This window comes from Pseudomonas putida, assembly GCF_028682635.1.
Taxonomy (GTDB): domain Bacteria; phylum Pseudomonadota; class Gammaproteobacteria; order Pseudomonadales; family Pseudomonadaceae; genus Aquipseudomonas; species Aquipseudomonas putida_AE.
The window spans coordinates 134357-158084 of sequence record NZ_JANHLK010000006.1 but is presented as its reverse complement, the minus strand read 5'-3'; the positions used below and the strand labels follow the sequence as shown (position 1 = coordinate 158084).

23 protein-coding genes are annotated in these 23728 nt (G+C 61.4%); 10 read left to right on the top strand and 13 right to left on the bottom strand.

Translation table 11 applies throughout. The features are described 5' to 3' along the window. Positions 1 to 34: 34 nt before the first annotated feature. Positions 35 to 364 (bottom strand): DUF1820 family protein, encoded by a 330-nt coding sequence (locus NPS56_RS09985; protein WP_008066015.1) that lies wholly within the window; start codon positions 362 to 364, stop codon positions 35 to 37. Positions 365 to 496: 132 nt separating this feature from the next. Between NPS56_RS09985 and miaB the strand changes: the two genes are divergently transcribed. From miaB to lnt, 5 genes are all read left to right on the top strand, one after another. Then, positions 497 to 1825, top strand: a complete 1329-nt coding sequence (gene miaB, locus NPS56_RS09980; protein ID WP_274074603.1) for a tRNA (N6-isopentenyl adenosine(37)-C2)-methylthiotransferase MiaB — start codon at positions 497 to 499, stop codon at positions 1823 to 1825. A gap of 214 nt (positions 1826 to 2039) precedes the next feature. Beyond that, positions 2040 to 3047: a PhoH family protein gene (locus NPS56_RS09975; protein WP_274074469.1), complete on the top strand. Its 1008-nt coding sequence runs from the start codon at positions 2040 to 2042 to the stop codon at positions 3045 to 3047. Next, positions 3040 to 3534: an rRNA maturation RNase YbeY gene (gene ybeY / locus NPS56_RS09970; RefSeq protein ID WP_274074468.1), complete on the top strand. Its 495-nt coding sequence runs from the start codon at positions 3040 to 3042 to the stop codon at positions 3532 to 3534. The genes NPS56_RS09975 and ybeY overlap by 8 nt, the downstream gene beginning before the upstream one ends. Before the next feature lie 5 nt (positions 3535 to 3539). After that, positions 3540 to 4379, top strand: coding sequence for an HlyC/CorC family transporter (locus tag NPS56_RS09965; RefSeq protein WP_046815833.1), 840 nt, complete (start codon positions 3540 to 3542; stop codon positions 4377 to 4379). 15 nt (positions 4380 to 4394) lie between these two features. Further along, positions 4395 to 5918 (top strand): apolipoprotein N-acyltransferase, encoded by a 1524-nt coding sequence (gene lnt, locus NPS56_RS09960; RefSeq protein ID WP_274074467.1) that lies wholly within the window; start codon positions 4395 to 4397, stop codon positions 5916 to 5918. Between the two features lie 99 nt (positions 5919 to 6017). On the opposite strand, the gene NPS56_RS09955 is transcribed toward lnt, so the two are convergent. Then, positions 6018 to 6779: a YdcF family protein gene (locus NPS56_RS09955; RefSeq protein WP_274074466.1), complete on the bottom strand. Its 762-nt coding sequence runs from the start codon at positions 6777 to 6779 to the stop codon at positions 6018 to 6020. 105 nt (positions 6780 to 6884) lie between these two features. Further along, on the bottom strand, positions 6885 to 7205 hold the full coding sequence (locus tag NPS56_RS09950; RefSeq protein ID WP_274074465.1) for a hypothetical protein: 321 nt from the start codon (positions 7203 to 7205) through the stop codon (positions 6885 to 6887). Between the two features lie 280 nt (positions 7206 to 7485). Between NPS56_RS09950 and leuS the strand changes: the two genes are divergently transcribed. From leuS to NPS56_RS09925, 5 genes are all read left to right on the top strand, one after another. Further along, the gene (leuS, locus tag NPS56_RS09945) at positions 7486 to 10092 is read left to right on the top strand and encodes a leucine--tRNA ligase (RefSeq protein ID WP_274074464.1); all 2607 of its coding nucleotides are present in this window, start codon (positions 7486 to 7488) and stop codon (positions 10090 to 10092) included. A gap of 88 nt (positions 10093 to 10180) precedes the next feature. Next, complete coding sequence (gene lptE / locus NPS56_RS09940) at positions 10181 to 10786, top strand: LPS assembly lipoprotein LptE (protein WP_274074463.1); 606 nt, start codon at positions 10181 to 10183, stop codon at positions 10784 to 10786. A 39-nt stretch (positions 10787 to 10825) separates the two neighbouring features. Beyond that, a complete protein-coding gene (gene holA, locus NPS56_RS09935) occupies positions 10826 to 11863 on the top strand; it encodes a DNA polymerase III subunit delta (RefSeq protein WP_274074462.1) in 1038 nt (345 codons plus the stop codon). 111 nt (positions 11864 to 11974) lie between these two features. Next, entirely contained in the window at positions 11975 to 12139 is a 165-nt protein-coding gene (arfA, locus tag NPS56_RS09930; RefSeq protein ID WP_056855798.1) for an alternative ribosome rescue factor ArfA, read from the top strand. Between the two features lie 62 nt (positions 12140 to 12201). Further along, positions 12202 to 13524, top strand: coding sequence for a lytic murein transglycosylase (locus NPS56_RS09925; RefSeq protein WP_274074461.1), 1323 nt, complete (start codon positions 12202 to 12204; stop codon positions 13522 to 13524). Between the two features lie 147 nt (positions 13525 to 13671). Here the strand turns inward: NPS56_RS09925 and NPS56_RS09920 are convergent, their stop codons facing one another. The 10 genes from NPS56_RS09920 to rlmH form a co-directional block, all read right to left on the bottom strand. Continuing rightward, complete coding sequence (locus NPS56_RS09920; protein WP_274074460.1) at positions 13672 to 14619, bottom strand: S66 peptidase family protein; 948 nt, start codon at positions 14617 to 14619, stop codon at positions 13672 to 13674. Between the two features lie 171 nt (positions 14620 to 14790). Then, a complete protein-coding gene (gene lipA / locus NPS56_RS09915) occupies positions 14791 to 15813 on the bottom strand; it encodes a lipoyl synthase (RefSeq protein WP_406591207.1) in 1023 nt (340 codons plus the stop codon). A gap of 1 nt (position 15814) precedes the next feature. Beyond that, positions 15815 to 16462, bottom strand: coding sequence for a lipoyl(octanoyl) transferase LipB (gene lipB / locus NPS56_RS09910; RefSeq protein ID WP_274074459.1), 648 nt, complete (start codon positions 16460 to 16462; stop codon positions 15815 to 15817). Next, positions 16462 to 16737, bottom strand: a complete 276-nt coding sequence (locus NPS56_RS09905; protein ID WP_003215438.1) for a DUF493 domain-containing protein — start codon at positions 16735 to 16737, stop codon at positions 16462 to 16464. Before NPS56_RS09905 ends, lipB begins: the two co-directional genes overlap by 1 nt. Positions 16738 to 16822: 85 nt before the next feature. Next, positions 16823 to 17980 carry a D-alanyl-D-alanine carboxypeptidase family protein gene (locus NPS56_RS09900; protein ID WP_274074458.1) on the bottom strand — a complete coding sequence of 386 codons (1158 nt, stop codon included), beginning with the start codon at positions 17978 to 17980 and terminating at the stop codon, positions 16823 to 16825. 196 nt (positions 17981 to 18176) lie between these two features. Next, positions 18177 to 19184: a septal ring lytic transglycosylase RlpA family protein gene (locus NPS56_RS09895; protein WP_274074457.1), complete on the bottom strand. Its 1008-nt coding sequence runs from the start codon at positions 19182 to 19184 to the stop codon at positions 18177 to 18179. Continuing rightward, entirely contained in the window at positions 19184 to 20194 is a 1011-nt protein-coding gene (gene mltB, locus NPS56_RS09890; RefSeq protein ID WP_274074456.1) for a lytic murein transglycosylase B, read from the bottom strand. The genes NPS56_RS09895 and mltB overlap by 1 nt, the downstream gene beginning before the upstream one ends. A gap of 17 nt (positions 20195 to 20211) precedes the next feature. Continuing rightward, the gene (gene rodA / locus NPS56_RS09885; RefSeq protein WP_274074601.1) at positions 20212 to 21315 is read right to left on the bottom strand and encodes a rod shape-determining protein RodA; all 1104 of its coding nucleotides are present in this window, start codon (positions 21313 to 21315) and stop codon (positions 20212 to 20214) included. Between the two features lie 31 nt (positions 21316 to 21346). After that, positions 21347 to 23242 carry a penicillin-binding protein 2 gene (gene mrdA / locus NPS56_RS09880; RefSeq protein WP_274074455.1) on the bottom strand — a complete coding sequence of 632 codons (1896 nt, stop codon included), beginning with the start codon at positions 23240 to 23242 and terminating at the stop codon, positions 21347 to 21349. Between the two features lie 10 nt (positions 23243 to 23252). Then, a complete protein-coding gene (gene rlmH, locus NPS56_RS09875; protein ID WP_007937439.1) occupies positions 23253 to 23720 on the bottom strand; it encodes a 23S rRNA (pseudouridine(1915)-N(3))-methyltransferase RlmH in 468 nt (155 codons plus the stop codon). Positions 23721 to 23728: the final 8 nt, after the last annotated feature.

The following is a 23728-nucleotide window of genomic DNA, read 5'->3' as shown; positions in this document are numbered from 1 at the left end:
CTTGCTCGCGAAGCAGGCGACTCGGTCTTGAGCCTTACTTCTCAGGCATCGGCACCGGAAACGGCATCACATTGCCGACCGTGCCGCGGGCTTCGCTGATTTTCGGTGTGCCCAGGCGCTCGACCTCGTCGATGCGCACGATCGAATGCATCGGCACGAAACTGCGCACGACCCCTTCGAACTGGGCCTTGAGCTTCTCTTCGCTCGGGTCGACGACTACCTGTGTGCGCTCGCCAAAGACGAACTCTTCCACTTCCAGGAAGCCCCACAGATCGCTCTGATAGATCTGCTTGGCGTACATTTCGAACACCTGGCCCTGATTGAGGAAAATCACCTTGTAGATTGGAGCTTCACGTTTGGTCATGGCAGGCGAAACACATCGGGGATAAAAATGAGGGCGCGAACTATAGCATAGCCGCCGGACGCGCAGCGGTAGGAACCTGAGTGCATGTTCCCTATAATGCGCGGTTCTTTGAATCACGTGATGACCCTGTCCATGGCCAAGAAGCTTTACATCGAAACCCACGGTTGCCAGATGAACGAGTACGACAGCTCGCGCATGGTCGATCTGCTGGGCGAACACCAGGCCCTGGAAGTCACCGCGCGCGCTGAAGACGCCGACGTGATTCTGCTCAACACCTGCTCGATCCGCGAGCGCGCCCAGGACCGCGTCTATTCCCAGCTGGGCCGCTGGCGCGAACTGAAGCTGGCCAACCCGGACATGGTGATCGCCGTCGGTGGCTGCGTGGCCAGCCAGGAAGGCGCCGCCATTCGCGATCGCGCGCCGTACGTCGACGTGGTGTTCGGCCCGCAGACCCTGCACCGCCTGCCGGAAATGATCGACGCCGCACGCATCAGCAAGCTGCCGCAAGTCGACGTCTCGTTCCCCGAAATCGAAAAATTCGACCATTTGCCCGAGCCGCGCATCGACGGCCCGAGCGCCTACGTGTCGGTGATGGAAGGTTGCAGCAAATACTGCACGTTCTGCGTGGTGCCCTACACCCGCGGTGAAGAGGTCAGCCGGCCGTTCGACGACGTGATTGCCGAAATCATTCACCTGGCCGAACACGGCGTACGCGAAGTGACGCTGCTCGGGCAGAACGTCAACGGCTATCGCGGCAAGACCCACGACGGTCGCCTGGCGGATCTGGCCGAACTGATCCGCGTGGTCGCCGCGGTCGATGGCATCGACCGCATCCGCTACACCACCTCGCACCCGCTGGAATTCTCCGACAGCCTGATCCAGGCCCACGCCGACGTGCCGGAACTGGTGAAACACCTGCACCTGCCGGTGCAATCGGGCTCGGACCGAATCCTCGCGGCGATGAAACGCAACCACACGGCGCTGGAATACAAATCCAAACTGCGCAAGCTACGCGCCGCCGTGCCGGGAATCTGCATCAGTTCGGACTTCATCGTCGGCTTCCCCGGCGAGACTGAAAAAGACTTCGAACAGACCATGAAGCTGATCCAGGACGTCGGCTTCGACTTCTCCTACTCCTTCGTCTACAGCCAGCGCCCGGGTACACCCGCCGCCGACCTGGCCGATGAGACGCCGGAAGAGCTGAAGAAAGAGCGCCTCAACGCCCTGCAACATCGCCTGAACCAGCAAGGTTTCGAGATCAGCCGACAGATGGTCGGTTCGATTCAGCGGATTCTTGTAACCGATTATTCCAAGAAAGACCCCGGCGAGCTGCAAGGCCGAACCGAGAATAACCGTATCGTCAACTTCCGCTGCGACAATCCGACCCTCATCGGCCAGTTCGCGGACGTGCACATCGACGCCGCACAGCCACACTCGCTGCGGGGCTCGCTGATTCAATAACACCGAAGATCCCTGTGGGAGCGGGCTTGCTCGCGAAGACGGCGCGTCAGTCGACATTAATGGCACTGACAGACCGCATTCGCGAGCAAGCCCGCTCCCACAGGTACAGCGCCACACGCGGGAATCAGATTGGTCTGTATAAGAGCTTTCGCACCCGCGCCACTGGCGCTATCCTTGAATCATTCCAATTGCCCCAGGGCGGCTAAATACGACCTTGAACGCACCCATCGAACCACATCGTTTCATTCTCGAGCCCTTTGAGGCTCGCCGCTTCGCCAATCTGTGCGGGCAATTCGACGAGCATTTGCGCTTGATCGAACAGCGCCTGACCATCGAGATCCGCAACCGCGGAAACCAGTTCGAGCTGATCGGCGAGCCAAAACACACCACCTCCGCGGAAAATCTCCTGCGCCGCCTGTACCGGGAAACCAAGGGTACCGAGCTGTCACCGGACTTGGTGCACCTGTTCCTGCAGGAATCCGCCGTCGAAGAGCTGGATAACCACTCGCCCGCCGAAGCCTCCGTCGCCCTGCGCACCAAGAAAGGCATGATTCGCCCTCGCGGCTTGAATCAATTGCGCTATGTGAAGGAAATCCTCGGTAACGACATCAACTTCGGCATTGGCCCGGCCGGTACCGGCAAGACCTACCTGGCCGTCGCCTGTGCGGTAGATGCGCTGGAACGCGAGCAGATCCGCCGCATCCTGCTGGTGCGCCCGGCGGTCGAAGCGGGTGAAAAACTCGGCTTCCTGCCCGGCGACCTGTCGCAGAAAATCGACCCATACCTGCGCCCGCTCTACGACGCGCTGTATGAAATGCTCGGTTTCGAATACGTCGCCAAGCTGATCGAGCGCCAGGTGATCGAAGTCGCGCCACTGGCCTACATGCGTGGCCGGACGCTGAACAACAGCTTCATCATCCTCGACGAAAGCCAGAACACCACGGTCGAGCAGATGAAAATGTTCCTGACCCGGATCGGCTTCGGCTCCACGGCCGTCATCACCGGTGACATCACCCAGGTCGACCTGCCTCGCGGCACCAAGTCCGGGCTGCACCATGTGATCGAAGTCTTGAAGGATGTGCCGGGCATCAGCTTCACCCACTTCCAGCCCAAGGACGTTGTGCGCCATCCATTGGTGCAGCGGATTGTCGAAGCCTACGAGCGCTTCGAAACCAAAGCGGCCGATGATGCCGCCGCCAGGGACAGCCGACGCGATGCTTGAGCTTGACCTGCAAATCGCGACCCAAGCGCCCGCCCCCAGCGAAGCCGAGTTCCGCCAATGGTGCGAACTGGCCCTGCGCCAGCGCACCGCAGACTCGGAAATGACCATTCGCCTGGTCGACGAAGCTGAAGGCCGCGAACTGAACAACACCTGGCGGCACAAGGATTACGCCACCAACGTCCTGTCGTTCCCTGCCGATGTACCGGACGAGTTTCTCGACATCCCGCTGCTGGGTGACCTGGTGATCTGCGTGGCGGTGGTCGAGCGCGAAGCCACCGAGCAGGGCAAGGAACTCAAGGCCCACTGGGCGCACCTGGTGATCCACGGCTGCTTGCATCTGCTTGGTTACGACCATATTGAAGATGACGAAGCCGAAGAGATGGAAGCACTGGAACGAACGTTGCTTGCAGAACTGGGCTATCGCGATCCGTACGCGGACGACGAAATCGAAGTACCCCCTACCGAAACAACAAAGGATTCAGAGTAATCGCTATGAGCGAAGATCGATCGAGCAACGGGCAGAAGTCTTGGCTGGGTAAGCTCACCCAGGCTTTTGCCCACGAGCCGAAGAACCGCCAGGAGCTGCTGGAGCTGCTGCGCGATGCACACCAGAACAAACTGCTGGACAGCGAAGCGCTGGCCATCGTCGAAGGCGCCATCCAGGTGGCCGACCTGCAGGTACGGGACATCATGGTCCCGCGCTCGCAGATGGTCAGCATCAAGGCGACCCAGACACCTCGCGAGTTCCTGCCTGCCGTGGTCGATTCGGCCCACTCCCGCTACCCGGTCATCGGCGAAAGCCACGATGACGTGATGGGCGTGTTGCTGGCCAAAGACTTGCTGCCGCTGATCCTCAGGGAAAACGGCGACAGTTTCAACATCAAGGACCTGCTGCGCCCGGCCACGTTCGTGCCGGAATCCAAGCGCCTGAACGTACTGCTGCGTGAGTTCCGCGCCAACCACAACCACATGGCCATCGTCATTGACGAATACGGCGGCGTGGCGGGCCTGGTGACCATCGAAGACGTGCTGGAACAGATCGTCGGCGACATCGAAGACGAGCACGACGTCGAAGAAGACAGCTACATCAAGCCACTGCCCAGCGGCGACTTCCTGATCAAGGCCCTGACGCCGATCGAGAACTTCAACGAGTTCTTCGACAGCGAATTTTCCGACGACGAATTCGACACCGTGGGCGGCCTGGTGATGAGCGCGTTCGGGCACTTGCCAAAACGCAACGAAATCACTGAAATCGGCGCCTATCGCTTCCGCATCCTGAACGCCGACAGTCGGCGGATTCACTTGCTGCGACTGACACCTATCGCCCGGTAAAACCTAAGGATTGAAATGCGCTGGACAACCCGCCCCGGCTGGCCCGGTAACCTGCTGGCCGTGGCGGCCGGTGCAATCACCACCCTGGCCCTGGCGCCGTTCGATATCTGGCCACTGGCACTGCTGGCGGTCGGGCTGTTCTATGCCGGCTTGCGTGAACTGAATCCACGCCAGGCCCTGGGGCGTGGCTGGTGTTTCGGCTTCGGCCTGTTTGGCGCCGGCACCAGTTGGATCTACTACAGCATTCATCACTTCGGTGGCGCGTCGGTGCTGCTGGCCGGCTTCCTGATGCTGATCTTCACGGCGGCGATTGCCTGGTTCTTCGCCCTGCCCGCCTGGATTTGGGCGCGCTGGTTGCGGCGCAATGAAGCACCACTGGCAGACACCCTGGCCTTCGCGGCGCTGTGGGTCGGCCAGGAAGCGTTTCGTGGCTGGTTCCTGACCGGTTTCCCATGGCTCTACTCTGGCTACAGCCAGCTTGACGGCCCCCTGGCCGGCCTCGCGCCGGTTGGCGGAATGTGGCTGATATCCTTCACCCTGGCCCTGACGGCTGCATTGATCTACAACGCCGTGCGCCTGGTGCGCACGGGACGCAAAGGCTTCATCGCCGTGGGCGTTGTGCTGCTGGCAGGCCCGTGGGTGGCCGGCCTGGCGCTCAAGCACCACGCCTGGACCAGCCCGTCGGGCGCCCCCCTGAGTGTCGCGGCGCTCCAGGGCAACATCGAACAGAGCATGAAGTGGGATCCGGCGCAGCTCAACGCGCAATTGGAGCTGTACCGCGACATGAGCTTCAGTTCGAAACGGGTCGACTTGCTGATCTGGCCGGAAACCGCGGTCCCGGTGCTCAAGGAATCTGCCCAGGGCTACCTGGACATGATGGGGAAATTCGCCGCCGAGCGCGATTCAGCCATGATCACCGGCGTACCGATCCGCGAAGTCGTCCACCAGCAGAAACGTTTCTACAACGGCATTACCGTGGTGGGCGAAGGCGACGGCACCTACCTCAAACAAAAGCTGGTGCCGTTTGGCGAATACGTGCCGTTGCAGGATGTGCTGCGGGGCCTGATCGCGTTCTTCGACCTGCCCATGTCGGACTTTGCCCGCGGTCCTTCCGACCAGGCCATGTTGCAAGCCAAGGGTTACCAGATTGCGCCGTTCATCTGCTACGAAGTGGTGTACCCGGAGTTCGCCGCCGGCCTTGCCGCGCAAAGCGACCTGCTGCTGACCATCAGCAACGACACCTGGTTCGGCACCTCCATCGGCCCGCTGCAGCACTTGCAGATGGCGCAGATGCGCGCGCTCGAGGCGGGCCGCTGGATGATCCGCGCGACCAACAATGGCGTGACCGGCCTGATCAACCCGTTTGGCCAGATCACCACGCAGATCCCGCAGTTCGAACGCGGCATCCTGTACGGCGAAGTGGTGCCAATGCACAACCTCACACCGTACCTGCAATGGCGGTCGTGGCCATTGATCATTGTTTGTGTGCTGTTGTTTGGCTGGGCGTTGATTGCCAGCCGGATGGCCAAGACCGTCTGAAGATTTGTGTCGCCTGCAAAAGATCGCAGCCTGCGGCAGCTCCTACAGGGGATTGCATTCCAATTGTAGGAGCTGCCGAAGGCTGCGATCTTTTGCTTTTCAGCGGTAGAAAAGCCTATAAGCGATCTGCCCCACTGCCTCATTCAACAACTGCCCGCTGCGCCAGATGGCCTTGAATTCCGGCATCCAGCCGCCCAGCGGCTCGGCGTTGTTCACGCCCAGGAATCCGACTGGTGCCGGCACCACTTCAAACCCGGCCTTCTGGAAACTCCAGACCGCGCGCGGCATGTGCCAGGCCTGGGTGACCACCACCACGCGCTTGATGCCCTCAGGCAACAGGACTTCGGCGCTGAATGTCGCGTTTTCCCAGGTGGTTCGGCTTTGCCCTTCCTGCCACCGCACAGCCACGCCAAAATCATCGCGCATTGAGTCAGCCATCATTTTGGCTTCGGTGGGCGGCGAGCCGTAATGCAAGCCACCACTGGTCAGGATCGGCAAGCCCGAGGCCTTTGCCAGGCGAGCGGCATAGCGTTCTCGCTCCAGGGCCATTCCGGTGGGTTGATCACTGCCCCAGGCCAGGTCACCCCGTTCGCGCCCGGCCCCAAGCACCACGATCGCATCGGCGCGCTGGGCCAGGGTTGCCCACTCGTCGCGAGGCAAAGGGGCTTCACGCTCAAGGAGCCCGGCGCCCCATTGCACCATCACCGGCAGGCTCATCAACCAGAACCCGCCCACGCCCAGCGCAAAACACCATCCGGCAAGGCGCGGTCTTGAGCGGCGCCACCACCAGGCGAGCACCAGCAACAGGATAAGGACGCCGGGCGGCATCAGAAGGTGTTTCACGAAATAGCGAAAAGGCATCGGGCATCTCCTTAAAGATGCCCGAAGCCTAAGTGGGTTGACGCAATGCGACAATAAATACGGAAGGACTATGCTTCAAAAAACCGTGGAGCATGGCTCTATGCCTTACTTGAACTGCAGGGACCGGACCTTTACCGCGTCTCTGCCAGGTATTTTGTCCTTGAGCCAGATGATCTTGGCCGAACGTGGTGCATCGAGTTGCTTCACTGCTTCAGACAAGCATCCCTGCGTTTCACGCTCACTGCGATCGAGGTACGCCTTGACCAGTGCAAACTCTGCGGGGCTCAAGCCACGCAACTCCAGTTCCAAAGGGCGTTCATCGCGCAGCCGACCCGCTGTTTTGGCTGCATCAAGGGCCATGCCCAAACGATCGATCAGTCTTTCGTACAACTCCGGTTTTGTAGCTTTTTGCCGTGACTCAACCATCCCTCACCTCATTGGAAGATAAGACCTACTCCCCATTTAGAGCTTAGCTTCCATCGACAAACCGGCTGGACGCCGCGACCAACGGCCCTCGCAGCGGTTTTTGCGAGACGCGCGGCAGTAATCAGGGTTTCCCTCGATAGAGTGCGGTCATGTATGCTACGGCGCTTCCTGTAACTCCACTTCCAGCTCCTCTGGACACCGAAACGCCGAATTGGCGCACTCACCGTCCAAGGTCGCATTGAAGAGGATTAGGCCACCCCTATTCAGTTCAAAAGTAGCCATGCACGAACAATATCAGCCCCGTGAAATCGAAGCCGCCGCCCAGTCGTTCTGGGACGAGCAAAAGTCCTTTGAAGTCAGTGAACAGCCAGGCAAGGAGACCTACTACTGCCTGTCGATGTTCCCTTACCCCAGCGGCAAGCTACACATGGGGCACGTGCGCAACTACACCATCGGCGACGTGATCTCCCGCTACCAGCGCATGCTCGGCAAGAACGTCCTGCAACCCATGGGTTGGGACGCCTTCGGCATGCCGGCGGAAAACGCCGCGATGAAGAACAACGTAGCGCCCGCCAAGTGGACCTACGAGAACATCGCCTACATGAAGACCCAGCTGCGCAGCTTGGGCCTGGCGGTGGACTGGTCGCGCGAAGTGACCACCTGCAAGCCCGATTACTACCGCTGGGAACAATGGCTGTTCACTCGCCTGTTCGAAAAAGGTGTGATCTACAAGAAAAGCGGCACCGTGAACTGGGACCCGGTCGACCAGACCGTCCTGGCCAACGAGCAGGTGATCGACGGTCGCGGCTGGCGTTCCGGCGCGCTGATCGAAAAGCGCGAAATCCCGATGTACTACTTCAAGATCACCGCCTACGCGGATGAGCTGCTGGAGAGCCTCGACGAACTGACTGGCTGGCCTGAACAGGTCAAGACCATGCAGCGCAACTGGATCGGCAAATCCCGCGGCATGGAAGTGCAGTTCCCGTACAACGTCGACTCCATCGGCGAAGCCGGTGCACTGAAAGTCTTCACCACCCGTCCGGATACCCTGATGGGCGCGACCTATGTCGCCGTGGCTGCCGAGCACCACCTGGCCGCCCTCGCCGCCAAAAACAACCCGGAGTTGCAAGCGTTCATCGCCGAATGCAAGGGCGGTAGCGTCGCCGAAGCCGACGTCGCCACCCAGGAGAAAAAAGGCCTGCCGACCGGCCTGTTCGTCGAGCACCCTTTGACCGGCGAAAAACTGCCGGTATGGGTCGCCAACTACGTGCTGATGCACTACGGCGACGGCGCGGTGATGGCTGTTCCGGCCCACGACGAACGCGATTTCGAGTTCGCCCACAAGTACAACCTGCCGGTCAAATCCGTGGTGCGCACAAGCGCAGGTGACACCAACCCGACGCCATGGCAAGACGCCTACGGTGAGTACGGCACGCTGATCAATTCCGGCGAGTTCGACGGCCTGGACTTCGCGGGTGCCTTCGACGCCATCGAAGTGGCGCTGATCAAGAAAGAACTGGGCGCCTCGCGCACCCAGTTCCGCCTGCGCGACTGGGGCATCAGCCGTCAGCGCTACTGGGGCTGCCCGATCCCGATCATCCACTGCAATACTTGCGGTGACGTGCCGGTGCCGGAAGATCAATTGCCTGTCGTGCTGCCGGAAGACGTCGTACCCGATGGCGCCGGTTCGCCACTGGCGCGCATGCCCGAGTTCTACGAGTGCAGCTGCCCGAAATGCGGCCAGCCTGCCAAGCGTGAAACCGACACCATGGACACCTTCGTCGAGTCCTCGTGGTACTACGCCCGCTACGCCTCGCCGCACTATGAAGGTGGCCTGGTAGAGAAATCGGCGGCCGACCACTGGTTGCCGGTGGACCAGTACATCGGCGGTATCGAACACGCGATCCTGCACCTGCTCTACGCGCGCTTCTTCCACAAGCTGATGCGCGACGAAGGCCTGGTGAGCTCCAACGAGCCGTTCAAGAACCTGCTGACCCAGGGCATGGTAATCGCCGAGACTTACTACCGTCGCGAAGCCAACGGTGCCTACACCTGGTTCAACCCGGCGGACGTCGAGCTCGAACGCGACAGCAAGGCCAAGGTCATCAGCGCCAAGCTGATCGCCGACGGTCTGCCGGTGGAAATCGGTGGCACCGAGAAGATGGCCAAGTCGAAGAACAACGGCGTTGACCCACAGTCGATGATCGACCAGTTCGGCGCCGACACCTGCCGTCTGTTCATGATGTTCGCCTCGCCACCTGACATGAGCGCGGAATGGTCCGACTCCGGGGTCGAAGGTTCGCACCGCTTCCTCAAGCGCGTCTGGCGCCTGGCTCAAACGCACGTCACCCAGGGCCTGCCGGGCAAACTGGACGTCGCCAGCCTGAACGACGAGCAGAAAGCCATTCGCCGTTCGATCCACCAGGCCATCAAGCAGGCCAGCCACGACGTCGGCCAGAACCACAAATTCAATACCGCCATCGCCCAGGTGATGACGCTGATGAACGTGCTGGAAAAAGCCGCACAAGGCACCGAACAGGACCGTGCGCTGGTTCAGGAAGGCCTGGAAACCGTGACCCTGCTGCTGGCGCCGATCACCCCGCACATCAGCCACGAGCTGTGGCATCGCCTGGGTCACGCCGACCCGGTGATCGACGCCGCCTGGCCGGTGCTGGACGAAAGCGCCCTGGTGCAGGACAGCCTGACGCTGGTCATCCAGGTCAACGGCAAGCTGCGCGGCCAGATAGAAATGCCCGCCAGCGCCAGTCGCGAAGACGTCGAAGCCGCCGCCCGGGCCAACGAGAACGTGCTGCGTTTCGTCGATGGTCTGACCATTCGCAAAGTGATCGTGGTGCCCGGAAAACTGGTCAACATCGTCGCCAGCTAATTGGATCAGGCGCCTGGCCATGCCAGGCGCCGAATAAAACCTTTCGGGCCGCTTGATTGGCCCACATGGTTTCAAGGGGAGCAACACAATGATCAAACGCAACTTGCTGGTGATAGGCCTCGCAGTCCTGTTGAGCGCCTGTGGCTTCCAGCTACGTGGCACCGGCACCACCGAACTGGCGATCAAGGAACTCGACCTGAGCGCCCGCGACGCCTACGGCGAAACCGTGACACAACTGCGCCAGTCGCTGGTCAGCAGCGGCGTCAACGTCTACACCGGCGCCCCCTACAAACTCATCCTGACTGACCAGCAGGAATCCCAGCGCATCCTCAGCTACGCAGGCGCCGGTCGTACGGGCGAATATCAACTGAGCACGGTGCTCAGCTATGACATTCGCGGCCAGGGCAACCTGCCCCTGCTGAGCGACAAACTCGAAGTGCAGAAGGTGTTCATCCATGACGGCAACAACCTGGTAGGTTCCGACCAGGAAGCCAGCGATGCGCGCAGGGAAATGCGTCGCGAGCTGGTTCAACGCATGATGTTGCGCCTGCAGCAATTCACCCCGGCCCAGCTGGACCAGTTGCAGCAAACGGCGGCAGCCAAGGCCAAGGCGGAAGCCGCGGCGCTGGAAGCAGCGCAGAAGGCTGAAGCGGAAACACCGCGCCAGTCTCCCATCGAACTGCCTCGGCAGTAAGCCTTACGGGGCGCCCCGGCGCCCCGTTTGCCCCCTCTTATGAAGCTCGCCCCTGCCCAACTCGCCAAACACCTGCAAGGCGCCCTCGCGCCGGTCTACGTCGTCAGTGGCGATGACCCCTTGCTGTGCCAGGAAGCCGCCGACGCCATCCGCACGGCCGCGCGCCAACAAGGCTTCGACGAACGCCAGGTGTTCGCCGCCGACGCCAGTTTCGACTGGGGAACCTTGCTGCAAGCCGGCGCCAGCATGTCGCTGTTCGCTGAAAAACGCCTGCTGGAATTGCGCCTGCCTTCCGGAAAACCCGGCGATAAAGGTGCTGCCGCGCTCATTGAGTACTGCTCGCGACCAGCGGAAGACACGCTGCTGTTGATCAGCCTTCCGAAGCTTGATGGCAGCGCGCAGAAAACCAAATGGGGCAAGGCGCTGGTCGAAGGCCAACAGACCCAGTTCGTGCAGATCTGGCCGGTGGATGCCAACCAGTTGCCCAGCTGGATCCGTCAGCGCCTGTCCCAGGCCGGGCTGTCCGCCAGCCAGGACGCCGTCGAGTTGATCGCCGCCCGGGTCGAGGGCAACTTGTTGGCCGCCGCCCAGGAAATCGAAAAGCTCAAGCTGATGGCCGAAGGCGGCCAGATCACCATCGAAACCGTACAGGCCGCGGTGGCCGACAGTGCACGCTTTGACGTTTTCGGCCTGACCGATGCCATTCTCAATGGCGAAGCCGCCCACGCGCTGCGGATGCTCGAAGGGCTTCGCGGTGAAGGCGTCGAGCCCCCGGTGATTCTCTGGGCCCTGGCCCGGGAACTGCGGCTGCTGGCCAACATTTCGTTGCAGTACAGCCAGGGCACGCCACTGGACAAGGCCTTCAGCCAGGCCAGACCGCCGGTCTGGGACAAGCGCAAACCACTGATGAGCAAGGCCCTGCAACGCTATTCGGCGCAACGCTGGGCGCAATTGCTGCTCGAAGCCCAGCGCATTGACGCGCAGATCAAGGGCCAGGCGGCGGGTTCGCCGTGGATGAGCTTGAGTCGCCTGACGTTGTTGATGGCTGGGCAGCGATTGGCGTTGCCTGCTGAATAAAATCAAAAGATCGCAGCCTCAAAAAACACACATGCATTTGCGCTATAGACAGCCGCCCAACTTCGGCCGATGATTTGCCCCGCAAAAACCCCTCACTTGCGAGCGCCCATCATGAGCAAAAAGCCGTCCAAACGCGGCCCCAACAAGGCCAAATCCATCATCGCCCAGCCATTGTTCCGCAGCCGACAGGAACGAGCCGGCAAGGGTAAAGGCAGCTACCGCCGCGAAGCCTTCCAGTCTGACAACTGGGAGGCTTCTTACTTTCTGGCGGCCTGAAAGGCAAGCAACCGCTCAACATGTTAAGGTCTATACCTGATTCGTTTTCCCTGGACCCGTGCATGCCCCTTTGTCTTTCCCGTCGTTGGCAGTTTCGCCAATTGATCGCTGCCTCCAGCCTCATCTTGCTAGTCGCCTGCGCGGAAAAACCCACCGCCGCCGACGCCCAGCCGATTCAGACTCTGCCTGTCGCCACCGCCCCGGCGGTCATTCCACCCGTGGTTCCAACCGGTGAAAATCTCGACATCCAGCCAACCCAGACCTTCGCCGAATGGCAGGCGGGTTTTCGCAAGGACGCCCTGGCCGCCGGCATCCGTGCCGACCTGTTCGACCGCGCCTTCGCCAATGTCAGCGTTGACCCGAGCGTGATCCGCGCCGACCGCAGCCAACCGGAATTCGCAAAACCGGTGTGGGAATACCTCGATGGCGCCCTGTCGCCGCTGCGGGTTCGCAAAGGCCAGGCATTGGTCGAGCAGTACGCCGGCATCCTGCAAAGTATCGAACAGCGCTACGGCGTCGACCGCCAGGCACTGGTCGCGGTATGGGGCATGGAAAGCAACTTCGGCCAGTTCCAGGGCAGCAAGTCGGTGATCAACTCACTGGCCACCCTCGCCTACGAAGGCCGCCGCCCCGGTTTCGCCCACGCGCAATTGATCGCCGCCCTGCAGATCCTCCAGCAAGGCGATATCGAACCCGAGAAAATGCTGGGCTCCTGGGCGGGCGCCATGGGCCAGACCCAGTTCATCCCGACCACCTACAACACCCACGCCGTGGACTTCGATGGCGACGGTCGACGCGATATCTGGGGCAGCGCCACCGACGCCCTGGCGTCGACCGCCCACTACCTGCAAAGCTCCGGCTGGCAAAAAGGCCAGCCGTGGGGCTTTGAAGTGCAGCTGCCGGGCAGTTTCAACTACATCCTCGCCGATGGCTCGATTCGCAAGAGCGTCGCCGAATGGCGGCAACTGGGCGTGGTGCTGCCCAACGGCGGCCAGTTCCCGGCTGGCTCCGAGCAACTGTCCGCGGCGCTACTGTTGCCGGCAGGCTATCGCGGCCCAGCCTTCCTGGTGCTCGACAACTTCCGCGCGATTCTCAAGTACAACAACTCGTCGTCCTACGCCCTGGCGGTGAGCCTGTTGGCTGAGCGCTTCAATGGCGCCGGGTTGATCAGCGGCACCTGGCCCAAGGATGACCTGCCCCTGAGCCGTACCGAGCGGATCGAACTGCAGAACCTGCTGAGTGCGCAGAACTACGACGCGGGCACTGCCGACGGCATCATCGGTGCCAATACCCGCAAGGCGATCCGCAGCGCCCAGCAGTCGTTTGGCTGGCCGGCGGATGGTTATCCGACGCACAAGTTGCTGGAAGGATTGCGTAGCCGCTGAAGGCTTTACCCACTGTTGTAGGAGCGAGCTTGCTCCGGGCGGCGTTCCGACGATGGACTCAAGGGCGCCGCGTTTAGCCAGTAAACACGCGTTATCGTTGACGTCCATCGCGAGCAAGCTCGCTCCTACACGGGGGGGGGGCGAGGTTTAGCGTCTTACGACGTTTTGTTCCAGCGCCAGTTGCTGGTTACCCGCATCCAGTTTCACCAGCGCCCCCATCGGCAGCGTCAGGTTCGGATTGCAGTGCCCGCTGCGCCACCCGGACAGCACCGGGATGCACAACGGTTCCAGGGTCTGCTTCAGCAATCGATCCAGGGCCTGTGCCTCTACCCCCGCTATATCGCCCACCAGGACCCCACGCAGCTTGTGCAACACACCCGCCAGCCGCAGATGGGTCAGCAGTCGGTCGATGCGATACAGCGGCTCGTTGATGTCTTCGATAAACAGGATCACACCGGCGGCATCGATCTCGAAAGGCGTGCCCATGGTCGCGGCAATCATCGACAGGTTACCGCCTAGAAGGCGCCCATAAGCGACGCCCGGCACGATTGTCGTCAAGGGGCGGCCAACCGGATGGGCAAGCACCATACCGGCCCTGCACTGCCCTCTGAGCATGTTGAAGAACGAGGATTCGGTCGGCGGCAGCCGCTCGCCCAGCAGATCGGCGTTGAGCAACGGGCCGTGGAAGGTCACGAAACCCGCGTAGCGGCTGATCGCCAGATGCAGCGCGGTGATGTCGCTATAGCCGATGAATGGCTTGGCGTTTTGGCGCAGCAGCTGGAAATCGATGCGATCGAGCAACCGCGGGGTACCGTATCCGCCGCGCAGGCAAATGATCGCATCGACCTCGGGATCCATGAACGCGGCATGCAGGTCATTGAGTCGCACCTCGTCGCTGCCGGCCAGGTAGCCGTCCTTCTCGAACACCCCGGGGAAAATCCGCAGCGCATAACCGCGAGCACGCATCCAGGCGATGGCCTTCTTGGTGTCCAGCGCCGCCGGACCTGCAGGCGCGATAACAGCGATCAGCCCTTGCATCGGCAAGGCCGGTACAGGCGTGTGAGGAATGAGCGTCGGGTCAGGTCTTGCGTTCATCCATGGATCTCCCTGCGTGAAAGCATCAAGCACACATTAGTCAGGAACGCAGACAAACAGAAGCGGATCAAGCGTCTCGCAGTCGCAGGAAAAGACTGATGTGCCTGTGAGAAAGGCAAAAAAAGCCCGCAAGGCCGATTGAACGTTGCGGGCTGTTTGTTCATGGCCGAATCAGGACGACATCAACTCGGCCTTGACCAGCTTCGCCTGCTCGTCGGCGTGGTACGAAGAGCGTACCAGCGGGCCGGAAGCAACGTTCTTGAAGCCCATTTTGTAACCTTCCTCTGCGAACCAGGCAAAGGTATCCGGGTGCACGAAACGCTGCACCGGCAAGTGACTGCGCGACGGTTGCAGGTACTGGCCGAGGGTCAGCATGTCGATGTCGTGCTCGCGCATGCGCTTCATGACTTCGATGACTTCTTCGTCGGTTTCGCCCAGGCCCAGCATCAGGCCGGACTTGGTCGGAATGTGCGGCATCATCTGCTTGAAGCGTTGCAGCAGGGTCAGCGACCACTGGTAGTCCGAACCCGGACGCGCAGCCTTGTACAGGCGCGGCACGGTTTCCAGGTTGTGGTTGAACACATCCGGCGGCTCGGCGGCGGTGATTTGCAGGGCGATGTCCATGCGGCCACGGTAATCCGGAACCAGGGTTTCGAGCTGTACGTTCGGCGACAGCTTGCGGATTTCGCGGATGCAGTCGGCAAAGTGCTGGGCACCGCCGTCACGCAGGTCGTCGCGGTCGACCGAGGTGATCACCACGTACTTGAGTTTCAGGTCGGCGATGGCGATGGCCAGGCTTTGCGGCTCGTTGACGTCCAGTGGCTTCGGACGGCCGTGGCCGACGTCGCAGAACGGGCAACGACGGGTGCAGATGTCACCCATGATCATGAAGGTCGCGGTGCCGCCGGAGAAGCACTCGCCCAGGTTCGGGCAGGACGCTTCTTCGCACACGCTGTGCAGCTTGTGTTTGCGCAGCAAGGCCTTGATGCGGTCGACTTCCGGAGAGACCGGGATGCGTACGCGAATCCAGTCAGGCTTCTTCGGCAGTTCGGTGGTCGGAATGATCTTTACCGGGATGCGTGCAACCTTCTCGGCGCCGCGCAGCTTGACGCCGGCTTCAACCTTGGCACGCGGGGCCGGGCGCTCGGTGACATCGAGCGTCGGGATCATGGTTTGCACTGCATCAGTAGTCATATCAGTCGATTCCGCCCGTGAGGGTCGTCTGCTCAGCATAGTCGAGGTGTTTGACGAGCTGCGCGCGCAGCCGGGCACTTACCTCGGCAAATTCAATCGATCCTGCGTGATCGCTCAGCTGGGTCATCGCCAGCCCGGCGTAGCCGCAGGGATTAATCCGTCGAAACGGTTCCAGGTTCATGTCCACGTTCAGGGCCAGGCCATGAAAGGAACAACCGTGGCGGATCCGCAGACCCAGGGAAGCGATTTTCGCGCCATCGACGTACACGCCCGGCGCATCCGGCTTGGCCGCGGCGGTCACGCCGTAACTGGCGAGCAGCTCGATCAGGCATGCCTCCATGCGACTTACCAGGTCGCGTACGCCGAAACCCAGCTTGCGTACGTCCAGCAACAGGTAGGCCACCAGTTGCCCGGGCCCGTGATACGTCACCTGGCCACCGCGATCAACCTGCACCACCGGGATATCGCCCGGCAGCAGCAAGTGCTCGGCCTTGCCGGCCTGGCCCTGGGTGAAGACCGGCGGGTGTTCGACCAGCCAGATCTCGTCGGCGGCATCGCTGCCGCGTTCGTTGGTGAAGCGCTGCATGGCATGCCAGACCGGCTCGTAAGCCATCTGGCCAAGCTCGCGAAAACCCACCGCGGCGGACATCACAGCACCATGTGCACGAAACCGGTGGCTCGCAGTTCGCTGTTGATGTTGTACAGCTGGTCCTGGTCGGTCGCGACGATGTGCAACTGGATGGTGGTGTATTTGCCGTTGGTGCTCTGGCGCTCATCCACGCGGTCATGGTTGATCGTCGCGTGTTTCTTGACGATCTCGATGATCTTGTCCTTGTTGCCCACACCAGTATCGCTGATCACCTTAACCGGGTAATCAACGTTGGGGAATTCGATCTTGGGCGCCTTTACTTCGGTATCGGTCATGGCGTAACGGCCTCGTAAGCGTAAGCCGTGGCGACGGGCATAGCCCCACGCCGGATCAGCGCGGGGGCCATGCTGGTGCACACTATCAGTTGAACAAGCCGTAGAAGAATAGACGGATGCTATCCCACATGCGACGGAAGATACCACCCTCTTCGACGCCATCCAGAGCGATCAGGTCGGCGCTGTGCACCACCTTGTCTTCCAGTTTGACTTCGACTTTGCCGATCACGTCGCCCTTGGCGATTGGCGCAACCAGCTGCGGGTTCATGGTCATGCTGGCGGCGAGCTTTTTCAGCTGGCCTTTTGGCAGGGTCATGGTCAGGTCTTGTGCCAGGCCTGCCTTGATCTGGTTGGTGGCGCCTTTCCAGACCGGAGCCTGGGCCAGTTCGGTGCCCTTCTGATAGAAGGTCTGGGTTTCGAAGAAGCGGAACCCGTAGGTCAGCAGCTTCTGGGTTTCGGCGGCGCGGGCCACTTCGCTGTTGGTGCCGAACACCACGGCGATCAGGCGCATGCCATCACGTACGGCCGAAGACACCATGCAGTAGCCGGCTTCGTCGGTGTGACCGGTTTTCAGACCGTCAACGGTCTTGTCACGCCACAGCAGCAGGTTGCGGTTCGGTTGCTTGATGCCGTTCCAGAAGAACTCTTTCTGCGAGTAGATCGCATAGTGAGCCGGGTCTTCGTGGATGATCGCGCGAGCCAGCACGGCCATGTCGTGCGCCGACGAGTAGTGCTCGGGGTTCGGCAGGCCGGTCGGGTTCATGAAGTGGCTGTTGGTCATGCCCAGGTCAGCCACGGTCTTGTTCATCATGTCGGCGAACGCGTCTTCGCTGCCGGCGATGTGCTCGGACAGCGCAACGCTGGCGTCGTTACCCGACTGGATGATGATGCCGTGCAGCAGGTCGCTGACAGTTACCTGCGAGCCGACCTTGATGAACATCCGCGAGCCGCCGGTACGCCAGGCGTTTTCGCTGACGGTCACCGGATCGTTTTCACCGATCTGGCCGCGACGGATTTCGAGGGTCGCGATGTACGCGGTCATCAGCTTGGTCAGGCTGGCTGGCGGCAGACGCTGGTCACCATTGTTTTCGACCAGCACGTTGCCGCTGCTGGCGTCCATGAGCACGTAGGCCTTGGCGGCCAGTTGCGGTGGCGACGGCATCATCTCGACCGCGAATGCGGCAGGCGAGAGGAGCAGCGGGACTAGAAGGCACAGGCGTTTGGCAAAGGTGGTGATGTTCATCCGTCTCTCGAAATCGCTAATGGAAACTTGCCCGAGGGCAAAACTATTCAGACAGCCTTCTAACGGGCCGTCGCGTGTTCAGCTGCTCACTCAGTAACCCTTGCCGGGCTTTTGTTCTTCAACGAGCCAACAACCTGGTCCACCCCCCAAAACCGCAGATGAACCGTCAATCAAGTTCTACGTATTACTCAGTGGCTTACTCGGTCACTACGCTCGGCGAACCGAGATTAGCCAGGCGCACACTGTTCTGCACTTGCTGAATTTCACCCGGCGAACCGATCGGCCCCAGGCGCACCCGATGCAGTGTCTGTTGATTGCGCACGATCGAGCTGATGAACACCGGAGCGCTCACCATCCCGCTGAGCTTGGACCTCAGCAGTTCGGCAGCGTCCGGGTTGGCGAACGCGCCCACCTGCAGATACTGGCCAGACGCTGATGCAGAAGCGTTTTTTTTTGCATCCACTTGTACCGGGACAACGGCGGCGGCGTGTTGCTGCGGCGGTGGCGTCCATTGCTCGACGGTGCCGGCCGAGGCCGTGATCACCGGGGCGCTATTCTGCGCGACTTTCGGCTCATTGAGCATCAATGGCGCCGGACGGCCTTTGGCGGCCCACCATTGCTGCGGGTCGATGCCTTCGACCTTGACCCGCGCGGTGCCGGTTTCGGCGTAACCGAGCTTCTTCGCAGCGGCATAGGACAAGTCGATGATCCGGTCCGAATAGAACGGCCCGCGATCGTTGACACGCAGGATCACGCTCTTGTTGTTGTCCAGGTTGGTCACCCGGACGTAACTTGGCAGTGGCAATGTCTTGTGCGCGGCACTCATGCCGTACAGGTCATAGACTTCGCCGTTGGCGGTGTTCTGACCGTGGAATTTGGTGCCGTACCAGGACGCCGTACCCGACTGCACGTAGGTCTTGGACTCCTGCAACGGAAAGTAAGTCTTGCCCAGCACCGTGTACGGGTTGGCCTTGTATGGGCCGGTGTGCAGGGTTGGCGTGGCGTCCGGGATGCGGGAAACGTCGACGTCCCACCATGGCGCGCCATCCTTGTGGGCACGGTTGATGTCCAGCCCCGGCGTCGAGCGCACGGCGGTGGTAGTCTTCTGCGCCGGCGCGCGGCTGGTCGAACAACTGGCAACCAGCACTGCCAACGCGGCAAATGCCATCAGCTTCAGGGGTTTATTCATAGGCAATGCCCGCATTACTTGACGCCCCGTGCTTGGACCAGCTGTTCAGACAGTTGATGTACGGCCATGGCGTACATCACGCTGCGGTTATATCGCGTGATCGCGTAGAAATTCTTCAGGCCCATCCAGTATTCAGGGCCATTGTCGCCTTCCAGGCGGAATGCGGTAACCGGCATATCATCGCGCAGCGCATCATGACTTGACCAGCCCAGGGCCCGCAACTCTCCAACGGTTTTAGTCGGCTCGATACCGGCGGTCAAACCATCGTCCACCTGTTCGCCGCGCACGTCGGCGCGGCTGACCACCGGCTCGCCGGCAACCCAGCCGTGGCGCTTGAAATAGCTGGCGACGCTGCCAATGGCATCGTCCGGGTTGTTCCAGATATTGATGTGTCCGTCTCCGTCGAAGTCCACCGCATAGGCGCGAAAGCTGCTCGGCATGAACTGCGGCAAGCCCATGGCGCCGGCGTAGGAGCCCTTGAGGGTCAGTGGGTCGACCTGCTCTTCCCGGGCCAGCAGCAGGAACTCACGCAATTCCTTGCGGAAAAATTCGGCACGGGGAGGATAGTCGAAACCGAGGGTCGACAAGGCATCAATTACCCGGAAATTGCCGGTATTGCGGCCAAAAAAGGTCTCAACACCGATAATCGAGACGATCACCTGCGCCGGTACGCCGTATTCCTGCTCGGCACGGGCCAGCACGGCCTCATGCTGACGCCAGAAGTCGACGCCACGGGCAATCCGCGCATCGGTAATGAACATCGGCCGGTATTCGTTCCACTGCTTGACCCGTTCGGCCGGTTTCGAAATGGCATCCAGGATCGACTGCTTGCGCTGCGCCTCGCGGAACACGCCCATCAGTTGCTCACCGGCGAAACCATAGTCGCGGGTCATCTCACCGACGAACTCGGCCACTTGTGGCGAGCCGTCGTAATCGCCGGCCAACGCTTGTTGCGCAGTGCCAAGGATGCTTACCAGGCCGACCCATGGCGCGTATCGAGTCGCCCAGCCACGCATTGCTTGCATTGAACTCTTCACCTTATTCAAACCTGCGCGATCCACTTGCGATGGGTATGGATCGACATCAAAACCCCAAACGCTGACAGCAGCGTCACCAGCGAAGTTCCTCCGTAGCTAATGAACGGCAACGGCACCCCCACCACCGGCAACAGGCCGCTGACCATACCGATATTGACGAAAACATACACAAAAAATGTCATGGTCAAGGCACCCGCCAGCAATTTGCCGAACAAGGTCTGCGCCTGGGCGGTAATCACCAGCCCGCGACCGATCAACAGCAGGTAGATCAGCAGCAGCGCGCAAATGCCCACCAGGCCGAACTCCTCCCCCAGTACCGCGATGATGAAGTCGGTGTGGCTTTCCGGGAGGAAATCCAGATGTGACTGGGTGCCCAGCAACCAGCCCTTGCCGAACACGCCGCCGGAACCGATCGCGGCCTTGGACTGAATGATGTTCCAGCCGGTACCCAACGGATCGCTTTCAGGGTCGAGGAAGGTCAGGATCCGCTGTTTCTGGTAGTCGTGCATGATGAAGAACCACATGGCGATCGCCACGGGCACGGCGGCCGCCAGCACACTGACAATCCAGCGCCAGCGCAGCCCCCCCATGAACAGCACGAAGGCGCCGCCGGCCAGGATCAGCAGCGAGGTGCCGAGATCCGGTTGGCGCACGATGAGAATGAACGGGATGCCGATCAGCATCAGGCTGATGCCGACATGCTTGAGCTGCGGCGGCAAGGTGCGCTTGGACAGGTACCAGGCAATGGTCGCCGGCATCAGGATCTTCATGAATTCCGAAGGCTGGAAGCGTATGACGCCGGGAATATTGATCCAGCGCGTGGCGCCCATGGCGTTGTGGCCCATGACGTCAACCACGACCAGCAAAAGCACGCCGATCACATAACCGACCGGCACCCAGCGCGCCATGAAACGCGGTTCGAACTGAGCGATAACGATCATCGACACCAGGCCGATGCCGAACGACGTCGCCTGCTTGGCCAGCAAATCCCAGCTCTTGCCACTGGCCGAATACAGCACGAACAGGCTGCCGGCAGCCAGGGTCAGCAGCAGGATCAGTAGCGGGCCGTCGATGTGCAGGCGCTGCAGCAGCGTTGCACGACGACGCATCACATCCTCGCTGGAGAGCATGCGATCAAAATTATTCATCACGGGCGGTTGCCTCTGCACTGATTGGGGCGGCGTATTCGGGCTTCAGGCGGCCGTCCTGGCCCAGCAGCCAGGCGTCCATGACTTGACGCACCACCGGCGCGGCCACGCCGGAGCCGGATTCACCGTTCTCGACCATCACCGACACCACGATCTTCGGATCGTCGGCCGGGGCGAAGCCAACGAACAGGGCGTGGTCGCGATGACGCTCCTGGACCTTGGAACGGTCGTACTTCTCGCCTTGCTTGATCGCCACCACCTGGGCGGTACCACTCTTGCCGGCAATCCGGTACTGCGCACCGATCGAGGCCTTGCGCGCGGTGCCTCGGGCGCCGTGCATGACCTGCTGCATGCCATGGTTGACCCGCGTCCAGTCCGACGGATCGCGCAGGATGATGTCCGGCATCGGGTTCTCGTCCACCGGCTTCTCGCCTTCGATGGTCTTGGCCAGGTGTGGACGGTTCCACACGCCTTTGTTGGCCACCAGTGCCGTGGCCTGGGCCAGCTGCAATGGCGTCGACTGCATGTAGCCCTGGCCGATCCCCAGGATCAGCGTTTCCCCCGGGAACCACGCCTGTCGGCGGGTCGCTCGCTTCCATTCGCGGGTCGGCATCAGCCCCGGCGATTCTTCGAACATGTCCAGGGAGACCTTCTGGCCAATGCCGAACTTGGTCATGTACGCCGACAACCGATCGATCCCCAGCTTGTGGGCCAGGTCATAGAAGTAGGTATCGTTGGACCGCATGATCGCCGTATCCAGGTCGACAAAGCCGTCGCCGGTACGGTTCCAGTTGCGGTATTTGTGATCGTAGTTGGGCAGCATGTAGTAACCCGGGTCGAACACCCGGGATGACGCGGTCACCACGCCCGCGTCCAGCCCCGCGATCGCTACCGCCGGCTTGATGGTCGAACCCGGCGGATAAAGGCCACGCAGGACACGGTTGAACAGCGGCCGGTCGATGGAGTCGCGCAGCTCGGAATAGGCCTTGAAACTGATGCCGGTGACGAACAGGTTCGGGTCGAAGCTCGGCTGGCTGACCATCGCCAGCACCTCGCCGGTTTTCGGGTCCAGCGCCACCACCGCGCCACGACGCCCGCCAAGCGCGGCTTCAGCGGCTTCCTGCAACTTGATATCCATGCTCAGGACGATGTCCTTGCCGGAAATCGGTTCGGTACGCTTGAGCACCCGCAATACGCGTCCGCGGGCGTTGGTCTCGACTTCCTCGTAACCCACCTGGCCGTGCAGTTCCGGCTCGTAGAAACGTTCGATGCCGGTTTTGCCGATGTGATGGGTGCCGCTGTAATTGACCGGATCGAGCGACTTCAACTCTTTCTCGTTGATCCGCCCCATGTAACCCACCGAGTGGGCAAAGTGCGCACCCTGCGGATAGTGACGGACCAGTTGCGCGACCACTTCCACCCCGGGCAGGCGGAATTGATTAACGGCAATGCGGGCGATCTGCTCTTCGGTCAGTTCAAACAGGATCGGCACCGGCTCGAACGGCCGTCGCCCCTGGCGCATGCGCTTCTCGAAAATCACCCGGTCCTCGGGCGTCAGCTCCAGCACTTCGACGATCACATCGAGCACTTGCTGCCAATCGCCAGAGCGCTCGCGGGTCATGCTCAGGCTGAAGCTGGGTCGGTTGTCAGCAATCACCACGCCGTTGCGGTCGAAAATCAAGCCGCGGGTCGGCGGAATCGGCTGCACATGGACGCGGTTGTTTTCCGACAGGGTCGAGTGGTATTCGTACTGGATGACCTGCAGGAAATACAGGCGCGCGATCAGCACCCCAATGAGCAGCACCACTGCAATGGCACCGAACACGACGCGGCCACGCACCAGACGGGCGTCTTTTTCGTGGTCCTTGATGCGGATCGGTTGGGACATGAGGGCGCAACTACTTGTGGTAAGGGTGACCGGACAGCACTGTCCAGGCACGATACAGCTGCTCGCCGATGAGGATGCGCACCAGCGGGTGCGGCAACGTCAGCGGTGATAGCGACCAGCGCTGATCGGCACGGGCGCAGACTTCCGGTGCCAGCCCTTCGGGGCCGCCAACCATGAAGTTGACCGTGCGCGAGTCCAGCCGCCAGCGATCGAGCTCGACCGCCAGCTGCTCGGTGCTCCAGGGCTTGCCGTGGACTTCGAGGGTGACAACGCGCTCGTTTGGCCCGACCTTGGCCAGCATGGCTTCGCCTTCCTGACGGATGAAGCGCGCCACGTCGGCGTTCTTGCCACGGGTATTGAGCGGTATTTCCACCAGTTCCAGCGCCAATTCGGACGGAAGACGCTTGGCATATTCATGCCAGCCTTCTTCCACCCACTTGGGCATGCGGGAACCGACGGCGATCAGTCGCAGTCGCACAGCCGTTC

Bases quoted from the DNA above. Each gene is read 5' to 3' on its own strand.
- NPS56_RS09985 (WP_008066015.1), bottom strand. From the start codon at position 364: ATGACCAAACGTGAAGCTCCAATCTACAAGGTGATTTTCCTCAATCAG.
- miaB (WP_274074603.1), top strand. From the start codon at position 497: ATGGCCAAGAAGCTTTACATCGAAACCCACGGTTGCCAGATGAACGAG.
- ybeY (WP_274074468.1), top strand. From the start codon at position 3,040: ATGCTTGAGCTTGACCTGCAAATCGCGACCCAAGCGCCCGCCCCCAGC.
- NPS56_RS09965 (WP_046815833.1), top strand. From the start codon at position 3,540: ATGAGCGAAGATCGATCGAGCAACGGGCAGAAGTCTTGGCTGGGTAAG.
- lnt (WP_274074467.1), top strand. From the start codon at position 4,395: ATGCGCTGGACAACCCGCCCCGGCTGGCCCGGTAACCTGCTGGCCGTG.
- NPS56_RS09955 (WP_274074466.1), bottom strand. From the start codon at position 6,779: ATGCCTTTTCGCTATTTCGTGAAACACCTTCTGATGCCGCCCGGCGTC.
- NPS56_RS09950 (WP_274074465.1), bottom strand. From the start codon at position 7,205: ATGGTTGAGTCACGGCAAAAAGCTACAAAACCGGAGTTGTACGAAAGA.
- leuS (WP_274074464.1), top strand. From the start codon at position 7,486: ATGCACGAACAATATCAGCCCCGTGAAATCGAAGCCGCCGCCCAGTCG.
- lptE (WP_274074463.1), top strand. From the start codon at position 10,181: ATGATCAAACGCAACTTGCTGGTGATAGGCCTCGCAGTCCTGTTGAGC.
- holA (WP_274074462.1), top strand. From the start codon at position 10,826: ATGAAGCTCGCCCCTGCCCAACTCGCCAAACACCTGCAAGGCGCCCTC.
- arfA (WP_056855798.1), top strand. From the start codon at position 11,975: ATGAGCAAAAAGCCGTCCAAACGCGGCCCCAACAAGGCCAAATCCATC.
- NPS56_RS09925 (WP_274074461.1), top strand. From the start codon at position 12,202: ATGCCCCTTTGTCTTTCCCGTCGTTGGCAGTTTCGCCAATTGATCGCT.
- NPS56_RS09920 (WP_274074460.1), bottom strand. From the start codon at position 14,619: ATGAACGCAAGACCTGACCCGACGCTCATTCCTCACACGCCTGTACCG.
- lipA (WP_406591207.1), bottom strand. From the start codon at position 15,813: ATGACTACTGATGCAGTGCAAACCATGATCCCGACGCTCGATGTCACC.
- lipB (WP_274074459.1), bottom strand. From the start codon at position 16,462: ATGTCCGCCGCGGTGGGTTTTCGCGAGCTTGGCCAGATGGCTTACGAG.
- NPS56_RS09905 (WP_003215438.1), bottom strand. From the start codon at position 16,737: ATGACCGATACCGAAGTAAAGGCGCCCAAGATCGAATTCCCCAACGTT.
- NPS56_RS09900 (WP_274074458.1), bottom strand. From the start codon at position 17,980: ATGAACATCACCACCTTTGCCAAACGCCTGTGCCTTCTAGTCCCGCTG.
- NPS56_RS09895 (WP_274074457.1), bottom strand. From the start codon at position 19,184: ATGCGGGCATTGCCTATGAATAAACCCCTGAAGCTGATGGCATTTGCC.
- mltB (WP_274074456.1), bottom strand. From the start codon at position 20,194: ATGCAAGCAATGCGTGGCTGGGCGACTCGATACGCGCCATGGGTCGGC.
- rodA (WP_274074601.1), bottom strand. From the start codon at position 21,315: ATGCGTCGTCGTGCAACGCTGCTGCAGCGCCTGCACATCGACGGCCCG.
- mrdA (WP_274074455.1), bottom strand. From the start codon at position 23,242: ATGTCCCAACCGATCCGCATCAAGGACCACGAAAAAGACGCCCGTCTG.